General features: G+C 67.6%; 17 protein-coding genes. 15 read left to right on the top strand and 2 right to left on the bottom strand.

The window, feature by feature from the left end; genetic code table 11:
* Positions 1–497: 497 nt before the first annotated feature.
* Genes thrC through DEF76_RS08485 form a run of 4 tightly spaced genes read left to right on the top strand, consistent with a single transcriptional unit; the run spans position 498 to position 5,436 of the window.
* Positions 498–1,928 (top strand): threonine synthase, encoded by a 1,431-nt coding sequence (thrC, locus tag DEF76_RS08500; protein WP_114911966.1) that lies wholly within the window; start codon positions 498–500, stop codon positions 1,926–1,928.
* On the top strand, positions 1,928–3,193 hold the full coding sequence (locus DEF76_RS08495) for a M16 family metallopeptidase (protein ID WP_114911965.1): 1,266 nt from the start codon (positions 1,928–1,930) through the stop codon (positions 3,191–3,193). Before thrC ends, DEF76_RS08495 begins: the two co-directional genes overlap by 1 nt.
* On the top strand, positions 3,190–4,521 hold the full coding sequence (locus tag DEF76_RS08490; protein ID WP_114911964.1) for a TldD/PmbA family protein: 1,332 nt from the start codon (positions 3,190–3,192) through the stop codon (positions 4,519–4,521). Before DEF76_RS08495 ends, DEF76_RS08490 begins: the two co-directional genes overlap by 4 nt.
* Positions 4,522–4,536: 15 nt before the next feature.
* Positions 4,537–5,436 (top strand): Tim44 domain-containing protein, encoded by a 900-nt coding sequence (locus DEF76_RS08485; RefSeq protein WP_114913758.1) that lies wholly within the window; start codon positions 4,537–4,539, stop codon positions 5,434–5,436.
* A gap of 150 nt (positions 5,437–5,586) precedes the next feature.
* On the opposite strand, the gene DEF76_RS08480 is transcribed toward DEF76_RS08485, so the two are convergent.
* Both DEF76_RS08480 and DEF76_RS08475 read right to left on the bottom strand, forming a co-directional pair.
* A complete protein-coding gene (locus DEF76_RS08480) occupies positions 5,587–6,657 on the bottom strand; it encodes an alpha/beta fold hydrolase (RefSeq protein WP_114911963.1) in 1,071 nt (356 codons plus the stop codon).
* Entirely contained in the window at positions 6,654–8,411 is a 1,758-nt protein-coding gene (locus DEF76_RS08475; protein ID WP_114911962.1) for a thiamine pyrophosphate-dependent enzyme, read from the bottom strand. Before DEF76_RS08475 ends, DEF76_RS08480 begins: the two co-directional genes overlap by 4 nt.
* 223 nt (positions 8,412–8,634) lie before the next feature.
* On the opposite strand from DEF76_RS08475, the gene DEF76_RS08470 reads away from it, so the two are divergent.
* The 11 genes from DEF76_RS08470 to topA all read left to right on the top strand — a co-directional run bounded on the left by DEF76_RS08470 (position 8,635) and on the right by topA (position 19,679).
* Positions 8,635–8,973, top strand: a complete 339-nt coding sequence (locus DEF76_RS08470; protein ID WP_114911961.1) for a carboxymuconolactone decarboxylase family protein — start codon at positions 8,635–8,637, stop codon at positions 8,971–8,973.
* A 44-nt stretch (positions 8,974–9,017) separates the two neighbouring features.
* Entirely contained in the window at positions 9,018–9,401 is a 384-nt protein-coding gene (locus DEF76_RS08465; protein ID WP_114911960.1) for a DUF488 domain-containing protein, read from the top strand.
* A 105-nt stretch (positions 9,402–9,506) separates the two neighbouring features.
* Positions 9,507–9,779, top strand: coding sequence for an Lrp/AsnC family transcriptional regulator (locus tag DEF76_RS08460; RefSeq protein WP_114911959.1), 273 nt, complete (start codon positions 9,507–9,509; stop codon positions 9,777–9,779).
* Between the two features lie 138 nt (positions 9,780–9,917).
* Positions 9,918–10,859, top strand: coding sequence for a RadC family protein (radC, locus tag DEF76_RS08455; protein WP_240319158.1), 942 nt, complete (start codon positions 9,918–9,920; stop codon positions 10,857–10,859).
* Between the two features lie 91 nt (positions 10,860–10,950).
* On the top strand, positions 10,951–12,351 hold the full coding sequence (gene gltX / locus DEF76_RS08450) for a glutamate--tRNA ligase (RefSeq protein WP_114911958.1): 1,401 nt from the start codon (positions 10,951–10,953) through the stop codon (positions 12,349–12,351).
* A gap of 73 nt (positions 12,352–12,424) precedes the next feature.
* On the top strand, positions 12,425–12,958 hold the full coding sequence (locus DEF76_RS08445; RefSeq protein WP_162800564.1) for a hypothetical protein: 534 nt from the start codon (positions 12,425–12,427) through the stop codon (positions 12,956–12,958).
* 8 nt (positions 12,959–12,966) lie between these two features.
* The gene (locus tag DEF76_RS08440; RefSeq protein ID WP_114911956.1) at positions 12,967–13,908 is read left to right on the top strand and encodes an aspartate carbamoyltransferase catalytic subunit; all 942 of its coding nucleotides are present in this window, start codon (positions 12,967–12,969) and stop codon (positions 13,906–13,908) included.
* Positions 13,901–15,187 (top strand): dihydroorotase, encoded by a 1,287-nt coding sequence (locus DEF76_RS08435; protein WP_114911955.1) that lies wholly within the window; start codon positions 13,901–13,903, stop codon positions 15,185–15,187. The genes DEF76_RS08440 and DEF76_RS08435 overlap by 8 nt, the downstream gene beginning before the upstream one ends.
* Complete coding sequence (gene plsY, locus DEF76_RS08430) at positions 15,184–15,786, top strand: glycerol-3-phosphate 1-O-acyltransferase PlsY (protein ID WP_114911954.1); 603 nt, start codon at positions 15,184–15,186, stop codon at positions 15,784–15,786. The genes DEF76_RS08435 and plsY overlap by 4 nt, the downstream gene beginning before the upstream one ends.
* A gap of 13 nt (positions 15,787–15,799) precedes the next feature.
* Complete coding sequence (gene dprA, locus DEF76_RS08425; protein ID WP_114911953.1) at positions 15,800–16,942, top strand: DNA-processing protein DprA; 1,143 nt, start codon at positions 15,800–15,802, stop codon at positions 16,940–16,942.
* A 31-nt stretch (positions 16,943–16,973) separates the two neighbouring features.
* A complete protein-coding gene (topA, locus tag DEF76_RS08420; protein WP_114911952.1) occupies positions 16,974–19,679 on the top strand; it encodes a type I DNA topoisomerase in 2,706 nt (901 codons plus the stop codon).
* The last annotated feature ends 1 nt before the right edge of the window (position 19,680 follow it).

The following is a 19,680-nucleotide window of genomic DNA, read 5'->3' as shown; positions in this document are numbered from 1 at the left end:
ATCGTTCTCACTGATTGACATGAAGGCGCGAGTTTACATGCCGGTCAGCGACGTGTCTGCGCCCTGCGGTCAAGACGCAGCAATGTGATAACGTGCGGCGGAACGGTGCGGAATGTCCCGAAAAAAAAGGCGGCGCCTCGCGTTGCGGGCGCCGCTTGAGGTGCGCAACACCCGCCAAGACGGCACGCGGTGCGGCGTATGGGAGGAAACGTGAAGCCGCGAATCGTCTGGCCTCACAGAAAAGATATGGTTAGTTCGTTAAGGAATGGTATATTTCTCGGCTGGCCTTGAGAAATAATCCGTGCTTGCTAAGCTCGATCTTCGAGCTTTGACGATGGCAACCGCTATTCGGTTGTCGAAAAAAGCGCTCTTTGCGGCGACGAAATGAAGGGCCTGACCGACGGGCAGCGCGCCGCTTCGCTCTCCCCATGCCCGTAGAAGCCTGCTAAACCGCCCGCGCCCGGCGCCTTCGCGCACGCCGGGGAGAGAGGTTCGCGATGCGTTATGTCTCCACCCGCGGCGGCGCCCCGGTCCGCGATTTCGCCGAGGTGCTGCTCGCTGGCCTCGCCGAGGATGGCGGGCTTTACGTGCCCTCCGCCTGGCCCCATTTTGCCCCAGCCGACTGGCGGGCGCTGCGCCGGCTCGACTATCCGGCCCTCGCCGCGCGCGTGCTCCAGCCCTTCATCGGTGAGGCTATCCCGTTCGCGACGGTGGAGGCGCTCTGTCGCGACGCCTATCGCGCTTTCCGCCATCCGGCGACGGTACCGCTGATCCAGCTCGGGCCGCATCTCTTCACCGCCGAGCTGTTCCACGGCCCGACGCTCGCTTTCAAGGATTTCGCGCTGCAACTGCTCGGCCGATTCTTCGACCACGTGCTCACGGCGCGCGATCAGCACCTCACGCTGATCGGTGCGACCTCGGGCGATACCGGCTCGGCCGCCATCGCCGCGTGCCACGATCGCGCCCGCCTCAACATCGCGATCCTCCACCCCAAGGGCCGCACGAGCGACATTCAGCGCCGCCAGATGACCACGGTCCGCGCGCCGAATGTTCTCAATCTTGCCATCGACGGCACGTTCGATGACTGCCAGGATCTGGTCAAGGCGATGTTCGCCGATGCCCCGTTTCGCGCGGCACACCATTTGTCCGCGGTCAATTCCATCAACTGGGCGCGGATCGCGGCGCAAATCCCCTATTACGTCGCAACCGCGCTCGCCCTCGGCGCGCCGGAGCGCGAGGTTGCGTTCGCGGTGCCGACCGGGAATTTCGGCAATGTTCTGGCAGCCTACGCCGCCCGTCGGATGGGGCTGCCGATCGTCCGCCTCGTCGTCGGTTCCAATCGCAACGACATCCTGGCGCGCTTTCTCGCCGGCAATGACATGTCGCTCCGCCCGGTCGAGCCCAGCCTCTCGCCGAGCATGGATATCGCCGTGAGTTCCAATTTCGAGCGGTTGCTGTTTGAGCTCGTCGACCGCGATGCCGGCGCGACGGCCGCGATCATGCGGGATTTTCGCGCAAGCGGCCGGATGGCGGTGCCGGAAGCGGCGTGGCGGCGGGCGCGGCGGCTATTTTTCGGCTTCCGCCTCGACGATCCCGGAACGGAGGCGGAAATCCGCCGGCTCGCCACGCAAACCGGCTATCTCGCCGACCCGCATAGCGCGATCGGCATCGCCGCCGCGAGCGCCCATCCCGCCGGCCCCGGCATCCCCATGATCGCCATGGCGACCGCGCATCCGGCAAAATTTCCCGACGCGATGGAACGCGCGACCGGCCAACGCCCCCCTCTGCCCAAGCCGCTCGCCGACCTATATGAACGCGAAGAAGCGATGACCGAGGCGCCGGCCGACCTCGCCGAGGTCGAATCCCTGATTGGCGCCTTTGCCCGCAAGAATAGCCGACCCGAACCGCCCACGAGGAATAGCGCATAATGAGCGACGCCATCCGGCTCACCCGGCTCCCGAACGGCCTCACCATCGCGAGCGAACGCATGGAGCGGGTCGAGACCGTCTCCTTCGGCGCCTATGTCGGCGCCGGCACCCGCCATGAGGTGCCGGCCGAGAACGGCGTTTCGCATTTCCTCGAACACATGGCCTTCAAGGGCACGGAGCGGCGGAGTGCCGCCGCAATCGCCGAGGAGATTGAGGCCGTCGGCGGCCATATCAACGCCTATACCGCGCGCGAGCAGACCGCCTATTACGTCAAGCTGCTCAAGGAAGACCTCGCGCTCGGCGTCGATATCATCGGCGACATCCTCTGCCACAGCAGCTTCATCCCCGAGGAGTTAGAGCGCGAGCGCGGCGTCATTCTCCAGGAGATCGGCCAGGCGAACGACACGCCAGACGATATCATTTTCGACCATTTTCAGGAGACCGCCTTCCCCGACCAGCCGATGGGCCGCCCAACCCTCGGGCGCGAGGCGGTGATCAAGACGATGTCGCGGGCAACCCTCACCCGCTACATGGCGCGCCACTACACGCCAGAGAACATCGTCATCGCCGCCGCCGGCGCCCTCGATCACGACGGCTTGGTGCGGTTGGTCTCCGAACATTTCGCCGATCTCGCAACCCAGTCCGCGCCGCCGCCGGCCCCCTCCGAGTATCGCGGCGGCGAGTTCCGCGAGGCGCGCGATCTCGATCAAGTCCATATCGTGCTCGGATTTCCCGGCTGCGCCTATGCCGATCCCGATTACTACCCGGCGTTGCTGCTCTCGACGTTGCTCGGCGGCGGTATGTCGTCGCGCCTGTTCCAAGAGATCCGCGAAAAGCGCGGGCTCGTCTATTCGATCTATTCCTTCGCCGCGCCCTATGCCGATGGCGGCCTCTTTGGCATCTATGCCGGCACCGGCGAAGCGGAAGCAGAGGAATTGCTGCCGGTGACGCTCGAGGAATTGCGCAAAGTGCAAAGCGAGGTTGGCGCGCGTGAGCTTGCCCGCGCCCGCGCCCAGGTGAAAGCCGGGCTGTTGATGTCGCTCGAAAACACCGGCTCGCGCTGCGAAAATCTCGCCCGTCAGTTGCAGGTTTTCGGCCGCGTGATCCCGGTCGCCGAGACCGTCGCGCGGATCGAGGCGGTCACCCTCGATGATGTCCGCCGTGTCGCAGCCCGCCTGTTCCGCGCCAAGCCGACGCTGGCAACCCTCGGGCCGGCCGGCAAAGTGCCGAGCCTTGCCGCCATCGCCGAGAGGCTCGCGGCATGAACGGGCCCGAACTGCTCGGCGATTTGCTTGCCGCGGCCCGCGCCGCCGGCGCCGATGCTGCCGATGCGGTGCTGGTCTCCTCGGCCTCGCTCGCGGTCACGCGGCGGCTCGGCGAAACCGAGCATGTCGAGCGGGCGGAGGGGCGCGATGTCGGTCTCCGCGTCTTTGTCGGCCGCCGCGCCGCCATCGTCTCGGCCGGCAGCGCCGATCCCGCCGGTTTTCCCGATCTGGTCGCGCGCGCGCTGGCGATGGCGCGGGTGGTGCCGGAAGACCCTTTCGCCGGCCTCGATGAGGCGCCACCGACGCCGCAGGAGGCCGGTTTTCTCGATCTTCTCGACCCCGACGAACCGAGCCCCGCGACCCTGATCAGCCGCGCCGCTTGCTCCGAAGAGGCCGCGCTCGCCGTCCCTGGCGTCTCCAATTCCGAGGGCGCCGAAGCCGGCTGGAGCCGGAGCGAGATCACACTCGCGACCTCGGCGGGCTTTCTCGGGCACTATGCGCGCAGCAGCCACAGCCTCTCGGTCACCGCGCTCGCCGGGCAGGGAACGGCGATGGAACGCGATTACGATTACGCTTCGGCGGTCCATGGCGGCGATCTCGAGGATGGGGCGGTGCTCGGGCGGCGGGCGGGCGAACGCGCGGTCGCGCGGCTCAACCCGGTGCGGCCCAAGACCGCGCGTCTGCCGGTGGTTTATGACCCGCGCGTCGCCGCAAGCCTGGTCGGGCATTTCGCCGCCGCGATCAATGGCGCGAGCATCGCGCGCGGCACCAGCTTCCTCAAGGATCGGATGGATCAACCGGTCTTCGGCCCCACCATCGCGATCCATGACGACCCGCTCCGCCGGCGTGGTCTGCGCTCGCGCCCCTTCGATGGCGAGGGCCAGCGCACGGCGCCGCTGGTGCTCGCCGAGGGCGGCATTTTGCGGGCATTTCTGCTCGATCTGCGCAGCGCCCGCCAGCTCGGCCTGCGCACCAATGGCCGTGCCGCGCGCGGAACCGGCGGCCCGCCTTCGCCGAGCGCAACCAACCTCTATCTCGCGCCGGGACCGCTGAGCCCGGCGGCCTTGATGGCCGATATCACGGAAGGGGTCTATGTCACCGAGCTGATCGGCATGGGCGTCAACGGCATCACCGGCGATTACAGCCGGGGCGCGAGCGGCTTCATGATCCGCCATGGCGAGATCGCCGAGCCCGTCGCCGAGATCACCATCGCCGGCAACCTGATCGAGATGTTCGCCCATCTCACCCCGGCGAACGATCTCGTCTTTCGCCGCGGCACCGACGCGCCGACGATCCGCGTGGATGGCCTGACGCTGGCGGGCGCGTAACGCGAGGAGAGTGTGATGCCGCGCCTGATCCCGCTCTTGGCTGCTCTCCTGGTGCTCGCGATGGCCGCGGCACCGGTCGCGGCGCTGGCGCGGGCGGGTGACTCGTCTTCGATGGGCAGCCGCGGCAGCCGAACCTATTCGGCGCCGCCGCCGACCAACACCGCGCCCTATGCGGCGCCGCTGCAACGCAGCCTGACCGCCCCCACCACCCCTCGCGGCGGCATGATGGGCGGCTATGGTGGTGATGGGATGCGCTCGTCGTTCCTCTCCGGCCTGTTCGGCGGCCTGATTGGCGCGGGGCTTGCCGGGATGCTGCTCGGGCACGGATTTTTCTGGGGGATGGGGAGTTTCGGGGGGATCATCGGCCTCCTCATCCAGATCGCGCTGATCGTCTGGCTGGTCCGCATCCTCGCCCGCCGCGTAACCGGCATGAGCCCGCGCGGCGCCGGCGGCGCGCCATTCGTTGCCGCCCCCGCGCCGGGCGCGGCACCGGCAGGAGGCGGGCGGCCACCTCCGGCGATCGGCGCGGCCGATTTTCAGGCCTTCGAGCAAGCCTTATACGCTATCCAAGCCGCCTGGAGCGCGCATGATCTCGCGGCGCTGCGCCGCCTCGCGACCCCGGAAATGGTGAGCTATTTCGCCGAGCAACTCGCCGAGCAAACCAGCCGGGGGGTGCGTAACGTGGTGCGCGACGTGCGGCTCGACCGTGGCGACCTCGCCGAGGCGTGGTCTGAGAATGGGCGGGATTACGCGACGGTTGCGATGCAGTTTTCGATGATCGACGTGACGCTCGACGCCTCCGGTCGCGTCGTCGATGGCAGCCCGGGCGAACGGGTGAGTGCGACCGAGCTTTGGACCTTCCTCCGCGCCCCGGGCGGGGCCTGGATTCTCTCGGCGATCCAACAGGCGCGATAACGCGCGCGCTCTGGCCCGCAAGGGCGGCTGGAACAGGATTGGCGAGCAAGCGCACATAAGCTGGCGATCGTCCAGTCGCGGAGGTCGTCTTCGCTCGCGCTCATTCCCGCTCCTGGGAAAAGTTGTGCAAGCTCTTACGACACGACAAGGCTAATTCTTGGCGAGAAACTCGGCCACCAGATGGCCCCAGATATCGGCGTAGTTCAGGGTCTGATGGCCATAGGTCGCGCCGCGCGGAATGAGCACGTATTGCCCATGCTTTACGCGTTTCATCGCCGGCGCCATGATGTCGAGTTCGGGCGGGTTGACGAGATCATCGGCAAAATTGATGGCAAGAAGCGGCGCGGTGATTTTATCGAGATCGGGCGCCGGATCGTAATCGGCCGAGCTTTCCCAGGTATAAAGCATGTTATTCGCATCCCATTTATAGCCCTCGGCAACGAGACGGTTGTAAAGGGCGATCGCATCGCCGCGCGTCGGCGCCGCCTGTTGCAGGCGCTCGGCGTTGCCGGTCATCAGCGCAAATAGCGGCGCCGCAGTCTCCAACCAAAGGCGCGGCGGCTTCGCCGGGTCATATTCGCCGCCCAGCCAGCCGGGATCGTCGCGGATGGCGCGGATCACCATCTCGCGCCAGAGCATGTTGCGGCCGCTGATCGCCGCCGGCATCGCGCCGATCGGCACCAGCGCGTCCATGAAACCGGGATGGCGCTCGCCCCAGAGCCAAGTCTGCATCCCGCCCATCGAGGTGCCGAGCACGAGGCGGAGATGGGGCACGGCGAAGACGTCGGTCAGCAGGCGGTATTGCATCTCCACCTGGTCGATGTAACCGTAATGCGGGAAGTGGGCGTGCAGCCCGTCGGAAGGCTTGCTCGAGCCGCCAGCGCCGATGCCGTCCGGCAGAATGACGAAATATTTCCGGGTATCGAGCGGCTGATCGGGGCCGAACAAATTGTTGGCGAGCGTCGGGGCGAGAAAATTCTTGCCGGTGCCGGTCGTGCCATGCAGCAGCAACACCGCGTTCAGGACATGCCCCTCACGATCGCGAAGCGGCAGGCCGACAGTGGTGTAATGCAGGCGAAGATCGGCGATCCGCTCGCCATTGGCGAAAGTGACGTCGTGCAGCGCGTAATCGTTTTCGTAGATCACCAGCGCCGGCTGCGCCCGTGCCGTCGTCGCGAACGCGGAAAGCAGGCATGCGAGGATCCATCCGATGCGGATCATCGCGTTTTCCCATGCTTGGGGAGCACGCGCGCCGGCGGTTTGCGTTTCGCGGCGACGCTGCCGGGCGGTGCCGGGCGCAGCGCACGAAGCTCGGCGATGGTTGCGCGCGGGGTGATCTGCTCGGGGTCTTGGACGAGTTCGATCACCGCTGGCCGACCGCTGGCGACGGCGCGGCGAAACGCCGGGGCGAATTCCGCGGTGGTGGTGACGGTTTCGCCATGGCCGCCGAAAGCCTCGATGAATTTCGCGAAATCGGGGTTGGTGAGCGTGGTGCCGGAGACGCGGCCGGGGAAGAATTTCTCCTGATGCATGCGGATGGTGCCATACATCTGATTGTTGAAAACCAAGATGATGGGGGCGACGCCATGATGAAAGGCGGTCGCGATTTCCTGGCCGGTCATCAGGAAACCGCCATCCCCGACGAAGCCGACGACGAGGCGTTCGGGAAAGACGATCTTCGCCGCAATCGCCGCCGGCACACCATAGCCCATGGCGCCGTTGGTCGGCCCGATGAAGCGCTGGGCATCGGCGAAATTCAAAAACCGCGCGACCCAAGTGGCGAAATTGCCGGCGTCACCAGTCAGGATCGCCTCGGCCGGCAGCAGGGTTTGCAACTCATGGAGAATCTCAGAGAGGTTGAGCTTGCCGCGATAAGGGGCGATCGCGCTCGCGGCCTCACGCAGGGCGCGCAATTCCGCCCGCCATTCCCCCCAGCGCGGCGCGACCGGCGCGAGATCGCCGAGGCTTGCGGCAAAGACGTTGAGATCGGCGACGATCCCGAGCGCGGGGCGAAACACCCGGCCGATTTCCTCGGCCTCGGGATAGACATGCACGATCGGTGTCGCGCCGGCGAGATCGAACAGCGTATAGCCTTGCGTCACCGCTTCCGAAAGCCGGGTGCCGAAGGCGAGGATGAGATCAGCCTCGCGCACTTTCGCGACCAAAGCCGGATCGCAACCGACGCCGAGATCACCAACGAAATTCGCGAGCGTCATGTCATAGAGCTGCTGGCGGCGAAAGCTCACCGCGACGGGAATATCCTGGCCGAGCAGGAAATCGCGGACCGCGGCGCGTGCCGCCTCGCTCCAGCAGGAACCGCCGAGAATGGCGAGCGGTTTTCGCGCCTGCCCAAGCAGATCACGCAGTTTTGCCAGCGCGGCGGGATCGGGAAAGGGGCGGGTGACGGGCGCCGGACCGATGTCGGGGACGGCGACGCTGTCGCGCTGCATTTCCTCCGAAAGCGCGATCACCACCGGGCCAGGCCGGCCGCGCGTTGCGACATCGACGGCGTGGGCGACGATTTCGGGGATACGTTTCGCATCGTCGATCTGCGTCACCCATTTGGCGATCGGGCCGAACATCGCCCGGTAGTCGATTTCCTGAAAACTCTCGCGATCGGTCTCGGCGAAGGGGATCTGGCCGACGAACAGCAAAAGCGGCGTGCTGTCCTGGCGCGCGATATGGACGCCGATCGCGCCATGGCAGGCGCCGGGGCCGCGCGTCACCATCGCCGCCGCCGGGCGGCCGGTGAGCTTGCCATAGGCTTCCGCCATGTCGACGGCGCCGGCCTCGAAACGGCAGGTGACGAGTTTGAGCCGTTCGCGCACCGCATAAAGCCCGTCCAGCACATCGAGATAGCTCTCGCCGGGGACCGCGAAGACATGGTCGATACCGTTGGCGACCAGCGCGTCGGCGAGCACCCGCCCGCCGGGGCGGGGTGCGATGCGGGCTTTGCGGGCTTGCGCCAATTCCATGTCTCAAACCTCCCTCGCGGCTATTTTCAACCGCGAACATAGGCCGCCCCGCTCGATCCGTCACCCATCGGCGAGCGAGGCGCGGAGCGACCAGAACGGCGGCGTTCCCTCTTTTAAAGAAGCATAAAAAATGCCTGTTCGTGGTAAGAAGAACTCTGCCCATGCGCGCCGGCGTTGCTGGCTGGGCGGTCTCTCGTTTTACAGTCGTACGAAAGGCAACATCATGACCGAAGCTCTCTATCCGCCCGCAACCCGAGAGATGGCGCGAAAGCGGCGCGAACTCGCCCCCGCGGCAGAGGCGGCTTTCAATGCCTTCGGCAAGGCGGTGTTCGCCGAGGGGGCGCTTGCGGCCAAGACCAAACAAATCATTGCCGTCGCCATCGCCCATGTCACACAATGCCCCTATTGCATCAAGGGTCACACCAAGGCGGCGCTACGTGCTGGAGCCACGGGGGAAGAGTTGATGGAGGCGATCTGGGTCGCCGCCGAGATGCGCGCCGGCGGCGCTTATGCCCATGCCGCGCTGATGATCGATGCCCTCGCCGAGGACGAAAAAAAATGACCGGACCCGCTAGGGCCTCGCCGTCCGCGGCCGGGGACGTAGCGATGGGGGTGCAGCTTAAGCGCGTTTATGATCCGCCGTCGGCGGGAGATGGCGTCCGTATCCTTGTTGATCGCCTGTGGCCGCGCGGCCTCTCCCGTGCCAAGGCGGCTATTCAGCGCTGGGAAAAGGAGATCGCCCCGAGCGACGAACTACGCCGCTGGTTTGGCCATGATCCGGCGCGCTGGCCAGAATTTCGTCGCCGCTATGCCGCGGAATTGCGCGCCCAAGCGGCCTTGCTCGCGGATTTGCGGGCGCTGGCCGCGGCCGGGCCGATAACCCTGGTTTATGCCGCGGGTGATACCGTGCATAACAATGCCGTGGTGCTGGCCGAACTGTTGCAAGCGGCGCAAGAAAAGCCCGGCCACGGCATGACGGGTTCAAATTGACCCGGTCATACTCTGCTCGACACTCGCTGGAGCGTGCGCCTCACGTCTTTGGCGATGCCGGCTTAAACGGTCACGCTCTCGTTCCATCGCAAGGAGGCGGGTAAAATGCGGGCTATTTTCGTGATGATCAAATGCGAGATGGGCGAGGCCTATCGCGTCGCGCGCGAGGCGGCGGACAGTATCGCGCAGCTTTCGGAACTCTATTCGACCTCCGGCCAGTATGATCTCCTCGGGAAATTCTATCTCGAGCCGGAGCAGGATATCGGCCTGTTCGTGACCGAAGCCATCCAGAAATTGCCGGGGGTAAAGGACACCTACACGCTGATCACCTTCAACGCCTTTGCCGCGGCCAGTGGAGAAGCGCCGGGCAATCGTTAATAATAAGTGAAAATTATACCCATAACACCATTCTAGGTTGAAATATTAATCTCTCCAATGCCATGGTGCGTGGCGGCGGAGGGTGTTTTGTCGTTCTGGTTGTCTGGATTGTGGCGCGACCTGCAAGGCAAGAGAAAAGTGGCGCGCTTCGCCCGGCGCGAGACTTTGCCGCAACCCTGGCCTTCGCCGGGGGCGGAGGGGCAGGCGTTGGCCGCCCCGCCTCTGGCCGAGGAAGGATGGGGTGCGGCGGCGTGGCCGGTCGACGAGCGGGCGCCGCGCGCCATGCCGGGCTTTGCCGAGGCGGCCAATCACGTCGCCGAGTTTCTTGCGCGCCCGCTCGCGACCGATCCACCCGCCAATGCTGACGCGCCGGCGGCCGCGGGCGATCCCGAGGCCCTTCCCTTCCCGAGCACCGGTCCGCACGGCCATCGCGCGCGGCTCCGCGAAAAACTGATCGGGCGCGGCGCCGAGGCCCTCGCCGATTACGAGCTATTGGAGATGCTGCTGTTTTTCGCCCAGCCGCGCGGCGACACCAAGCCGCTCGCCAAGGCGATCATCAATCATTTCGGCAGTTTCGCGGCTGTCCTCGCCGCCTCCCAGCGCGATTTGTTCGCCGCGCCCGGGCTTGGCATGCATGGTGTTGCCGCGATCAAGCTGGTGCAGGCGGCGGCCTTGCGCCTTGCCCGCGCCGAGGTGCTGTCGCGGCCGGTGCTCAATAACTGGGACCGGCTGATGGATTATCTCAACGCCGCGCTCGCACGCGAACGGGTGGAGCAGTTCCGGGTGCTGTTCCTCGACAACCGTAACCATCTGCTCGCCGATGAAGTGCAGGCGCGCGGCACCGTCAACCACACGCCGGTCTATCCACGGGAAGTGGTGAAGCGGGCGCTGGAACTGCACGCCTCGGCGCTCATCCTCGTCCATAACCATCCGAGCGGCGACCCGACGCCCTCGCCCGAGGATGTGGAGATGACCAACGACGTGCGCGAGGCGGCGCGGGTTCTCTCGATCACGCTGCACGACCACGTCATCGTCGGCAATGGACGATGGATCAGCTTGCGGCGCGAAGGGCTGCTCTAATCGGCGCTTGCCGATCCCCGCGCGCCCGCGCGCCGTGTTTTCTCGGCGGTGGTCGCTTTAACCCGCGGCGATCCTGGTCTAGAAGCGCGCCATGACCGTCCGCACCCGCTTCGCGCCCAGCCCCACCGGGCTTTTGCATATCGGCGGCGCCCGCACCGCGCTGTTCAATTATCTCTTCAGCCGCCACCATGGCGGCCAATTCCTGCTGCGCATCGAGGATACCGATCGCGCCCGCAGCACCGATCAGGCGGTCCAGGTCATCCTCGACGGGCTCGCCTGGCTTGGACTGACCCCCGATGAGCCGCCGCTGTTCCAATCGACGCGCGCCGCGCGCCATGCCGAGGTCGCGCACGCCCTGCTCGCGGCCGGGCGTGCCTATCGCTGCTATGCCAGCGCCGAGGAGCTGCGTTTGATGCGCGAACAGGCGCTGAAAGAAGGCCGCCCGCCGCGTTATGACGGGCGTTGGCGCGACCGCGACCCGGCCGAGGCGCCGGCGGGTGTCGCGCCGGCGATCCGCCTCAAAGCCCCGCGCGACGGCGAGACCGTGGTCGAGGATCTCGTGCAGGGCTCCGTGCGGGTCGCCAATGCCGAACTCGACGACATGATCATCCTGCGTAGCGATGGCACGCCGACCTATCTCCACGCCGTCGTCGTCGATGATCACGACATGGCGATCACCCATGTCATCCGAGGCGACGACCATCTCACCAACACTTTTCGGCAAGTCCAGATCTATCAGGCGATGGGCTGGGAGATGCCGCGCTTTGCCCATATCCCGCTGATCCACGGCGCGGATGGGGCGAAGCTCTCCAAGCGCCATGGCGCGGTCAGCGTGCTGGAATTCCGCGAACAAGGGTTCCTCCCCGAGGCCGTGTGCAATTATTTGTTGCGGCTCGGCTGGGGGCATGGCGACGCCGAAATCCTCTCGCGGGAAGAGGCGATCCGGCTCTTTGATCTCGACGGCGTCGGGCGGGGCGCGGCGCGCATGGATTATGCCAAGCTCACCCATCTCAACGCCGTCTGGCTGCGTGCCGCCGATGACGCGCGGCTCGCCGAGGAAGTCATGGCGCGGCTTGCCGGTAAGCCTGGGCTCGTTTCCGATGATGTCGCGCGGGCGCGCATTCAGACCTTGATGCCGGCGCTCAAGGAACGCGCCCGCACCCTCGTCGAACTCGCCGAGAGCGCGGCGTTTCTCGCGCGCACGCCGCCGCTGCCGATGAACGAGAAGGCGCAGGCGTTGCTTGACGCGCCCGGCGCGCGGGCGATGCTCGGCGATTTGGCGCAAACGCTCGCCGCCGCCGCCTTCACGCCGGCGGCGCTGCATGACGCCCTCCGCGGTTTCGCCGAAGCGCACGGAAAAAAGCTCGGCGAGGTGGCGCAGCCGCTCCGCGCCGCCCTCACCGGCGCGACCACCAGCCCGCCGATCGACGCGACGCTTGCCGCATTGGGGCGCGAGGAGACGCTGGCGCGCCTCACGGCCGTCCTCGGGTGAGCGCGCGCGATGATTTCCATCGCCTCCCCATTGCGGTTATGATCGACGCACCGATGTGAGAGAGGAAGCCATGGTGACGCGTCTTCGCAAATTTTCCGCGCTCAGCGCGCTCGCCGCCGCGCTCGTCCTCGCGGGCTGCCAGGTGCCGCCGCCGCGGCAGGCGGGGACGCCGATCGTTCATCTCGGCCTCATGCCCCTCGATCCCGCCCCCTGCCTCGGTGCTCTCCATAGCATCAGCAACGCGCCGATCCTGCGCGACGCCAAGCTCGCGGCGACCAACGGCACCGCCAAACTCACCGGCTGTATCCTGAACCCGGGACCGCTCGATTATCGCGCCATCATCGTCGAGATCAGCTTTTTCGACAGCGAAGGCCATCTTTTGAGTTCGCTGACCCGCGACAGCGTCGATCTCCCGGCCTATGCCGCCGCCCCGGCCAAAACCGCCGGGCCGCCGCGCTGGCTGATCCCGATCGATGTCGAGGCCGATCCCAACGCCGTTCAGGCCGAAGTGGTGGTGCATGCCTTGGTCTGCGCCGGGCTTGGCGTGCGCGGCTGCACCGAGGAGCACGATACCGCGGTCGTCGCGGTCTCGGCGGCCAGAACCTGATCGCTTCCTTGGGCGAGTCGCCGCGCCATCTGCTGACGATCGAGGGGCTGGCGCCGCCGGCGATCGCGCATCTCCTCGATCTCGCCGAGAGCTATGTGCTGCTCAACCGCTCCGGCCGCACCGAGCGCGACATGCTGCGCGGGCGGACCTTGATCAATCTCTTTTTCGAGGACAGCACCCGCACACGCACCAGTTTCGAACTCGCCGGCAAACGCCTCGGCGCCGATGTCATCAATATGTCGGTCGCGGCGTCTTCGGTGAACAAAGGCGAGACGCTGCTCGACACCGCGGCGACGCTGAACGCCATGCAATGCGACCTCCTGGTGGTTCGCCATGCGCAATCGGGCGCACCAAGCCTTCTCGCCCAGAAAGTGGACGCGGCGGTGATCAATGCCGGCGACGGCACCCACGAGCACCCGACCCAGGCGCTGCTCGATGCCCTCACCATCCGCCGCCACAAGGGGGATTTTGCCGGGCTCGTCGTCGCCATTTGCGGTGACGTCGCGCATTCCCGGGTCGCGCGTTCGAATATCCATCTCCTGATCACCGTCGGCGCGACGGTGCGGGTGGTGGGGCCGCCGACGCTGATCCCGGCGGCGATCGCGGGGCTCGGGGTCAGCGTGTTCCATGACATGAAGGCGGGGCTCGCCGGGGCGGATGTGGTGATGATGCTGCGGCTCCAGAAAGAGCGCATGGCGCGCGGCCTGGTGCCGAGTGCGCGCGAATATTTCCGCTTCTGGGGGCTCGATGCCGAGAAGTTCGCGCACGCCAAGCCCGATGCCCTGGTCATGCATCCCGGGCCGATGAATCGCGGCGTCGAGATCGACAGCGACCTCGCCGACGATCCCACCCACAGCGTTATCCGCGAGCAGGTCGAGATGGGGGTCGCGGTGCGCATGGCGGTGCTCGACACGCTCGCGCGCAGCCGGGCCTTGTCGCGCAATGTCTGAAGCGCACCCCGATCTTTTGTTCCGCAATGTCCGCCTGGTCGATCCCGCGAGCGGGCGCGACGGCGCCGGGGAGCTTTTGGTGCGGCGCGGCGTCATCGCCGACATCGCCGAGACTCTCGCGACGAGCGAAGGGGCGGAGATCATCGATGGCGGCGGCGCGGTGCTCTGCCCCGGTCTCGTCGATATGCGCGCCGCCCTTGGCGAGCCCGGCTTTGAATATCGCGAAACCATCGCCTCCGCCGCCGCCGCCGCCTCGGCCGGCGGCATCACCACGCTTGCCGTTCTTCCCGATAGCGACCCGGCGATCGACGACCCCGCCCTGGTCCATTTTCTGAGAGCGCGCGGCGAAGCGACCGGGCGCCTCACCATCCTCCCCTATGGCGCGGTGACGCGCGGCTGCCGGGGCGAGGAGCTGGCCGAACTTGGTCTTTTGCGTGAGGCCGGGGCGGTCGCGTTCAGTGACGGCGCGCGCACGATCCACCCGGCGCGGCTGATGCGGCTGGCGCTCGCTTATGCCCGTGGCTTCGGCGCGCGCATCGTCCAGCACCCCGAGGAGCCATCGCTCGCCGCAGGCGGCGCCGCAACCGAAGGCGAACTCGCAACCCGGCTCGGCCTGCCCGGCATTCCCGCCTGCGCCGAGGCGATCCAGGTCGCGCGCGATCTCCGCCTTGCCGAACTCACCGGCGGGATGGTGCATTTCTCGCGGCTTTCGACCGCCGAGGCGCTGGCGCTGGTGCGCGCGGCGAAAGCGCGCGGGATTGCCGTCACCTGCGATACCGCGCCGCCCTATTTCGCCTTGAATGAGCTTGCGATCGGTGATTTTCGCACTTACGCCAAGCTCTCGCCGCCGCTCCGCGCCGAGGCCGACCGGCAAGCCGTCGCCGCGGCATTGGCTGACGGCACCATCGACGCCGTGGTCTCCGACCATCAACCGCGTGATGCCGATGACAAGCGCCTGCCCTTCGCCGAAGCGGCGCCGGGCGGCGCCGGGCTTGCGACGCTGCTCGCGGTGACGCTCGCGGAATATCATGGCGGGCGCCTCACCCTGTCGCGGGTCATCGAATTGCTCACCATCGCGCCCGCGCGGCTGCTGGGGGTTGCGGCCGGGCGGCTCGAAAAGGGGCTGGCCGCCGATCTCTGTCTCTTTGCCCCCGAGCGCGCCTTTCGCGTCACCGCCGGCGCCCTGCCCGGCAAGGCGCAGAATACGCCGTTTGACGGCCGCGCGCTGGAAGGAAGGGTGCTCGGCACCTGGAAAGCCGGGCGGCGCGTGTTCGGATGAGCTTTTTCGCGGTTTGGGGCGCGATCGCCCTCGGCTATCTCCTCGGGGCGATCCCGTTCGGATTGCTGCTGACCCGGCTCGCCGGCCTCGGCGACATCCGTGCCATCGGTTCGGGCAATATCGGTGCGACCAACGTGCTGCGCACCGGCCGGCGCGGCCTTGCCGCGGCGACGCTGCTGCTCGATGCCGCCAAGGGTGCGGCTGCGGTGCTGCTGGTGCGCGGGTGGCTCGCGCCGGGCGTTCCGGCGGCGATGTGGCTTGCGGCACTCGGCGCGGTGATCGGCCATGTCTTCCCGCTCTGGCTCCGGTTTCGCGGCGGCAAGGGGGTGGCAACCGCCCTCGGCGTGCTGCTCGCCGCGTGTTGGCCGGCGGGCGCGCTCGCTTGCCTGATCTGGCTGCTCGTCGCCGTGATCGGCCGCCGCTCCTCGCTCGCCGCCCTGATCGCCGTGGCCGCGAGCCCGCTGCTCGTCTTCATCTTCGCCGGCCCCGTCGCGCTGGCGCCGAGCCTCGCCATCGCCGCCCTGATCATCTGGCGCCATCGCGCCAATATCGCCCGCCTGCGCGCCGGCACCGAGCCGCGGATCGGCGCCAAGTCATGAGTGTTGTTCGCGCATGATGCCACCGGACGCGCTGGAGCGGCTGCGCCTTGCCCGCAGCGAAGGGGTCGGGCCGATCGCCTATCGCCGGCTGATCCGCCGCTATGGGGATGCCGGCGCGGCGCTTGCGGCCCTGCCGGCCTTGGCCCGCGCGGGCGGCCGCGCCGTGCCGCCACGCATTCCCTCAGCCCGCGCCGCCGCGCGCGAGATCGAGGCAGTCGCGGCGCGCGGCGGGCGGCATCTGTTTCTCGACACCGACGCCTATCCGCCGCTCCTCGCAGCCCTCGAGGATGCACCGCCCGTGCTCGCCTTCGAAGGCGACACCGATCTCTTGGCGCGCCCGGCGATCGCCATCGTCGGCGCCCGCAATGCCTCGCTCAACGGCCGCCGGATCGCCGCCGAGCTTGCCGAGGCGCTGGCCGGGGCGGGCTATGTCGTGGTCTCCGGCCTTGCGCGCGGGATCGATGCCGCGGCGCATGAGGGGGCGCTCCGCGCCGGCACCAGCTTCGCCGCGATCGCCGGGGGGCTTGATCGCCCCTATCCGCCGGAGAACGCGGCGCTCCAGGCACGCCTCGCTGCTGCCGGCGGTGTCTTTGCCGAAGCGCCGCTCGGCACCGCGCCGCAGGCACGGCATTTCCCGCGCCGCAACCGCATCATCGCCGGCCTCGCGCTCGGCTGCGTGGTTGTGGAGGCGGCGCTGCGTTCGGGCAGCCTGATCACCGCCCGCCTCGCCGCCGAGGCCGGGCGCGAGGTTTTCGCCGTCCCCGGCTCGCCGCGCGATCCGCGCTGTCTCGGGAGCAATCACCTGCTTCGCCAAGGCGCGCATTTGACCGAAACGCTCGCCGATATCCTCGACAATCTTCCCGCTCGCGGCGAGGCGGGCCAGGGCCGCCGTTTTCGCGAGACGCTGGCGCCGATCGCGCCCGCCGCCGCGGCCATGGCGCCCGATCCTGAGCCGATGGCGGTCGATGACGATGGCCGCGCCGCGCTGCTTTCGCTACTCGGCCCTGCGCCGGTCGCGGTTGACGAGCTTCTGCGCTATTGTCACTTGTCCCCCGCCGCCGTGATAGCGGCGCTTTTGGAGTTGGAAATCGCCGGGCGGGTGGAAACCCTCCCTGGCAACCGTGTCGCGGTGATCGCGGGATCCGCGGTGTCTTGATCCCACGCCTGCCTTACTGAGCTGGAAATCCATGTCCGACGTCGTCGTTGTCGAATCCCCGGCCAAAGCCAAGACCATCAACAAATATCTCGGCGGCGGTTACACCGTCCTCGCGAGCCTCGGCCATGTCCGCGATCTCCCGCCCAAAGACGGCAGTGTGCGGCCCGAGCAGGATTTCGCCATGGATTGGGAGGCCGACGGACGGGGCGAGAAGCAAATCGCCGCCATCGCCGCGGCGCTGAAAGGGGCGCGCCGGCTCTATCTCGCGACCGACCCGGACCGCGAGGGGGAGGCGATTTCCTGGCATGTCCGCGCCATGCTGGAGGCGCGGCGGGCGCTCAAGGGCGTCGAAGTCTATCGCATCAGTTTCAATGAAATCACCAAGAATGCCATCCGCACCGCGATGGCGCATCCGCGCGATCTCGACCAGTCGCTGATCGAGGCCTATCTCGCGCGCCGGGCGCTCGATTACCTGGTCGGCTTCACCCTGTCGCCGGTCTTGTGGCGGAAATTGCCGGGAAGCCGGAGCGCCGGGCGCGTGCAATCGGTCGCACTCCGCCTGATCTGCGAGCGCGAAGCCGAGATCGAAACCTTCCGTGCCCGCGAATATTGGACCGTGGAGGCGGATTTCACGACGCCGCGCGGCGATCCCTTCACCGCCCGCCTCACCCATCTCGATGGCAAGCGGCTCGATCCGTTCGATCTCGCCGACGAGCGCGCGGCGCTGGCGGCGAAAGCGGCGGTCGCCAAAGGCGGGTTCAGCATCACCGCGGTCGAGAAAAAGCGCGTCAAACGCCATCCGCCGCCGCCCTTCACCACCTCGACACTCCAGCAGGAAGCGAGCCGCAAGCTCGGCTTCGGCGCGCAGCAGACCATGCGTCTCGCGCAACAGCTTTACGAGGGGGTCGATATCGGCGGCGAGGCGGTCGGCCTGATCACCTATATGCGCACCGACGGGGTGCAGATGGCGGCCGAGGCGATCGCCGCGATCCGCGACCATGTCCGCGCCGCGTTCGGCGCCGATTACGTGCCGGCGCGGCCACGCGAATACCAGACCAAGGCCAAGAACGCCCAGGAAGCGCATGAGGCAATCCGCCCGACCGACATCACACTGACCCCCGAGCGCGCCGCCCCCCATCTCTCGCCCGAGCAGCGCCGGCTCTACGAGCTGATTTGGAAGCGTGCGGCGGCGGCGCAGATGCAATCGGCCGAACTCGATCAGGTCAGCGTCGAGATCGCGGCTGGTAGGACGCGGCTGCGCGCCACCGGCTCGACCCTCGCCTTCGATGGCTTCCTGAAACTCTATCGCGAGGATCAGGACGAGGCCGAGGGCGAGGAGGAAGGCCGCATCCTGCCGGCAATGGCGGAGGGCGAACGGCCGGCGCTCGGCGAGGTCCGCGCCGATCAGCATTTCACCCAGCCGCCGCCGCGTTATTCCGAGGCGTCGCTGGTCAAGAAGATGGAGGAACTCGGCATCGGCCGCCCCTCCACCTACGCCTCCATCCTCTCGGTGTTGCAGGAGCGCGCCTATGTGCGGCTCGAAAAGCGCCGCTTCATTCCCGAGGATCGCGGCCGGCTGGTGACCGCGTTTCTGGTCAGCTTTTTCAACCGCTACGTCGATACCGGCTTCACCGCCGCCCTCGAGGAGCAGCTCGACGACGTCTCTGGCGGCCGGGTCGGCTGGCGGGACGTGATGCGCGCCTTCTGGGACGCGTTTTCCGCCGCCGTCGAGGAGACGCGGGATCTCAAGGTCTCGGACGTCATCGAGGCGCTGGATCGTGATCTCGGGCCGCATTTTTTTCCGCCGCGCGCCGATGGCAGCGATCCGCGGCTCTGCCCCGCTTGCGGCAGCGGCCGGCTGGGTCTGCGCCTCGGCCGGCATGGCAGCTTCATCGGCTGCTCGAACTATCCCGAATGCCGCTATACCCGCAAACTCGCGATCGAAGGGGGCGAAGGCGATGCGGAGACGCTGCGCGAAGGCATGCGTCTTCTCGGCCAGCACCCCGAGACCGGAGAAGACATCACCGTCCGCCGCGGCCCTTATGGGCTTTACGTCCAGCAGGGCGAGGCGCCCGAGGATCCAAAGTCGAAGGCGCGGCCAAAGCGCGCCTCGCTGCCGCGCGGCATGAATGGCGAGGAAATTACGCTGGCGCAGGCGCTCGGCCTGCTTTCGCTGCCGCGCCAGATCGGGCTGCACCCCGAAACCGGCGAGCCGATCGCGGCCGGGCTCGGCCGTTTCGGCCCCTACATCCGCATGGGCGGCGTCTATGCCTCGCTCGACCGCGATGACGATGTGCTTTCGGTCGGGCTCAACCGTGCCGTCGATCTTCTCGCGCGGAAACTCGCGAGCGTGCGCAATCTCGGCCCGCATCCCAAGGATTCGGCGCCGATCACGGTGCGTAAGGGCCGGTTCGGCCCCTATGTCCAGCATGGTCAGATGGTCGCCAATCTGCCGCGCGGCATGGCGTTGGAGGAGGTGACGGCGGAACAGGCGGTCGCTTTGCTCGCCGAGAAGGGCAAGGTTTTGCGCCCGCGCGGCAAGGCGGCGGCGAAAGCGAACGGCAAAGGCGCGGCCGAAGCGCGGGCGAAGGCGGCCAAGCCCGCGGCGCCGAAGGCGGCGGCAAAATCGGCGAAGGTGCCGGCGCGCAAACCCGCCGCAGCCAAGGCAAAGCCAGCGACACGGCCGGCGAAAGCCAAAGCCGTGCCGGCCGCGAAACCACGCAAGGCTGCACCCTGAC

Source organism: Acidibrevibacterium fodinaquatile, from assembly GCF_003352165.1.
Lineage (GTDB): Bacteria > Pseudomonadota > Alphaproteobacteria > Acetobacterales > Acetobacteraceae > Acidibrevibacterium > Acidibrevibacterium fodinaquatile.
This window is presented reverse-complemented; position numbering and strand designations above follow the sequence as displayed.

What these genes read in the sequence shown, in the direction of transcription:
- thrC (WP_114911966.1), top strand. Translation starts at nt 498, where the DNA reads ATGCGTTATGTCTCCACCCGCGGCGGCGCCCCGGTCCGCGATTTCGCC.
- DEF76_RS08495 (WP_114911965.1), top strand. Translation starts at nt 1,928, where the DNA reads ATGAGCGACGCCATCCGGCTCACCCGGCTCCCGAACGGCCTCACCATC.
- DEF76_RS08490 (WP_114911964.1), top strand. Translation starts at nt 3,190, where the DNA reads ATGAACGGGCCCGAACTGCTCGGCGATTTGCTTGCCGCGGCCCGCGCC.
- DEF76_RS08485 (WP_114913758.1), top strand. Translation starts at nt 4,537, where the DNA reads ATGCCGCGCCTGATCCCGCTCTTGGCTGCTCTCCTGGTGCTCGCGATG.
- DEF76_RS08480 (WP_114911963.1), bottom strand. Translation starts at nt 6,657, where the DNA reads ATGATCCGCATCGGATGGATCCTCGCATGCCTGCTTTCCGCGTTCGCG.
- DEF76_RS08475 (WP_114911962.1), bottom strand. Translation starts at nt 8,411, where the DNA reads ATGGAATTGGCGCAAGCCCGCAAAGCCCGCATCGCACCCCGCCCCGGC.
- DEF76_RS08470 (WP_114911961.1), top strand. Translation starts at nt 8,635, where the DNA reads ATGACCGAAGCTCTCTATCCGCCCGCAACCCGAGAGATGGCGCGAAAG.
- DEF76_RS08465 (WP_114911960.1), top strand. Translation starts at nt 9,018, where the DNA reads ATGGGGGTGCAGCTTAAGCGCGTTTATGATCCGCCGTCGGCGGGAGAT.
- DEF76_RS08460 (WP_114911959.1), top strand. Translation starts at nt 9,507, where the DNA reads ATGCGGGCTATTTTCGTGATGATCAAATGCGAGATGGGCGAGGCCTAT.
- gltX (WP_114911958.1), top strand. Translation starts at nt 10,951, where the DNA reads ATGACCGTCCGCACCCGCTTCGCGCCCAGCCCCACCGGGCTTTTGCAT.
- DEF76_RS08435 (WP_114911955.1), top strand. Translation starts at nt 13,901, where the DNA reads ATGTCTGAAGCGCACCCCGATCTTTTGTTCCGCAATGTCCGCCTGGTC.
- plsY (WP_114911954.1), top strand. Translation starts at nt 15,184, where the DNA reads ATGAGCTTTTTCGCGGTTTGGGGCGCGATCGCCCTCGGCTATCTCCTC.
- dprA (WP_114911953.1), top strand. Translation starts at nt 15,800, where the DNA reads ATGATGCCACCGGACGCGCTGGAGCGGCTGCGCCTTGCCCGCAGCGAA.
- topA (WP_114911952.1), top strand. Translation starts at nt 16,974, where the DNA reads ATGTCCGACGTCGTCGTTGTCGAATCCCCGGCCAAAGCCAAGACCATC.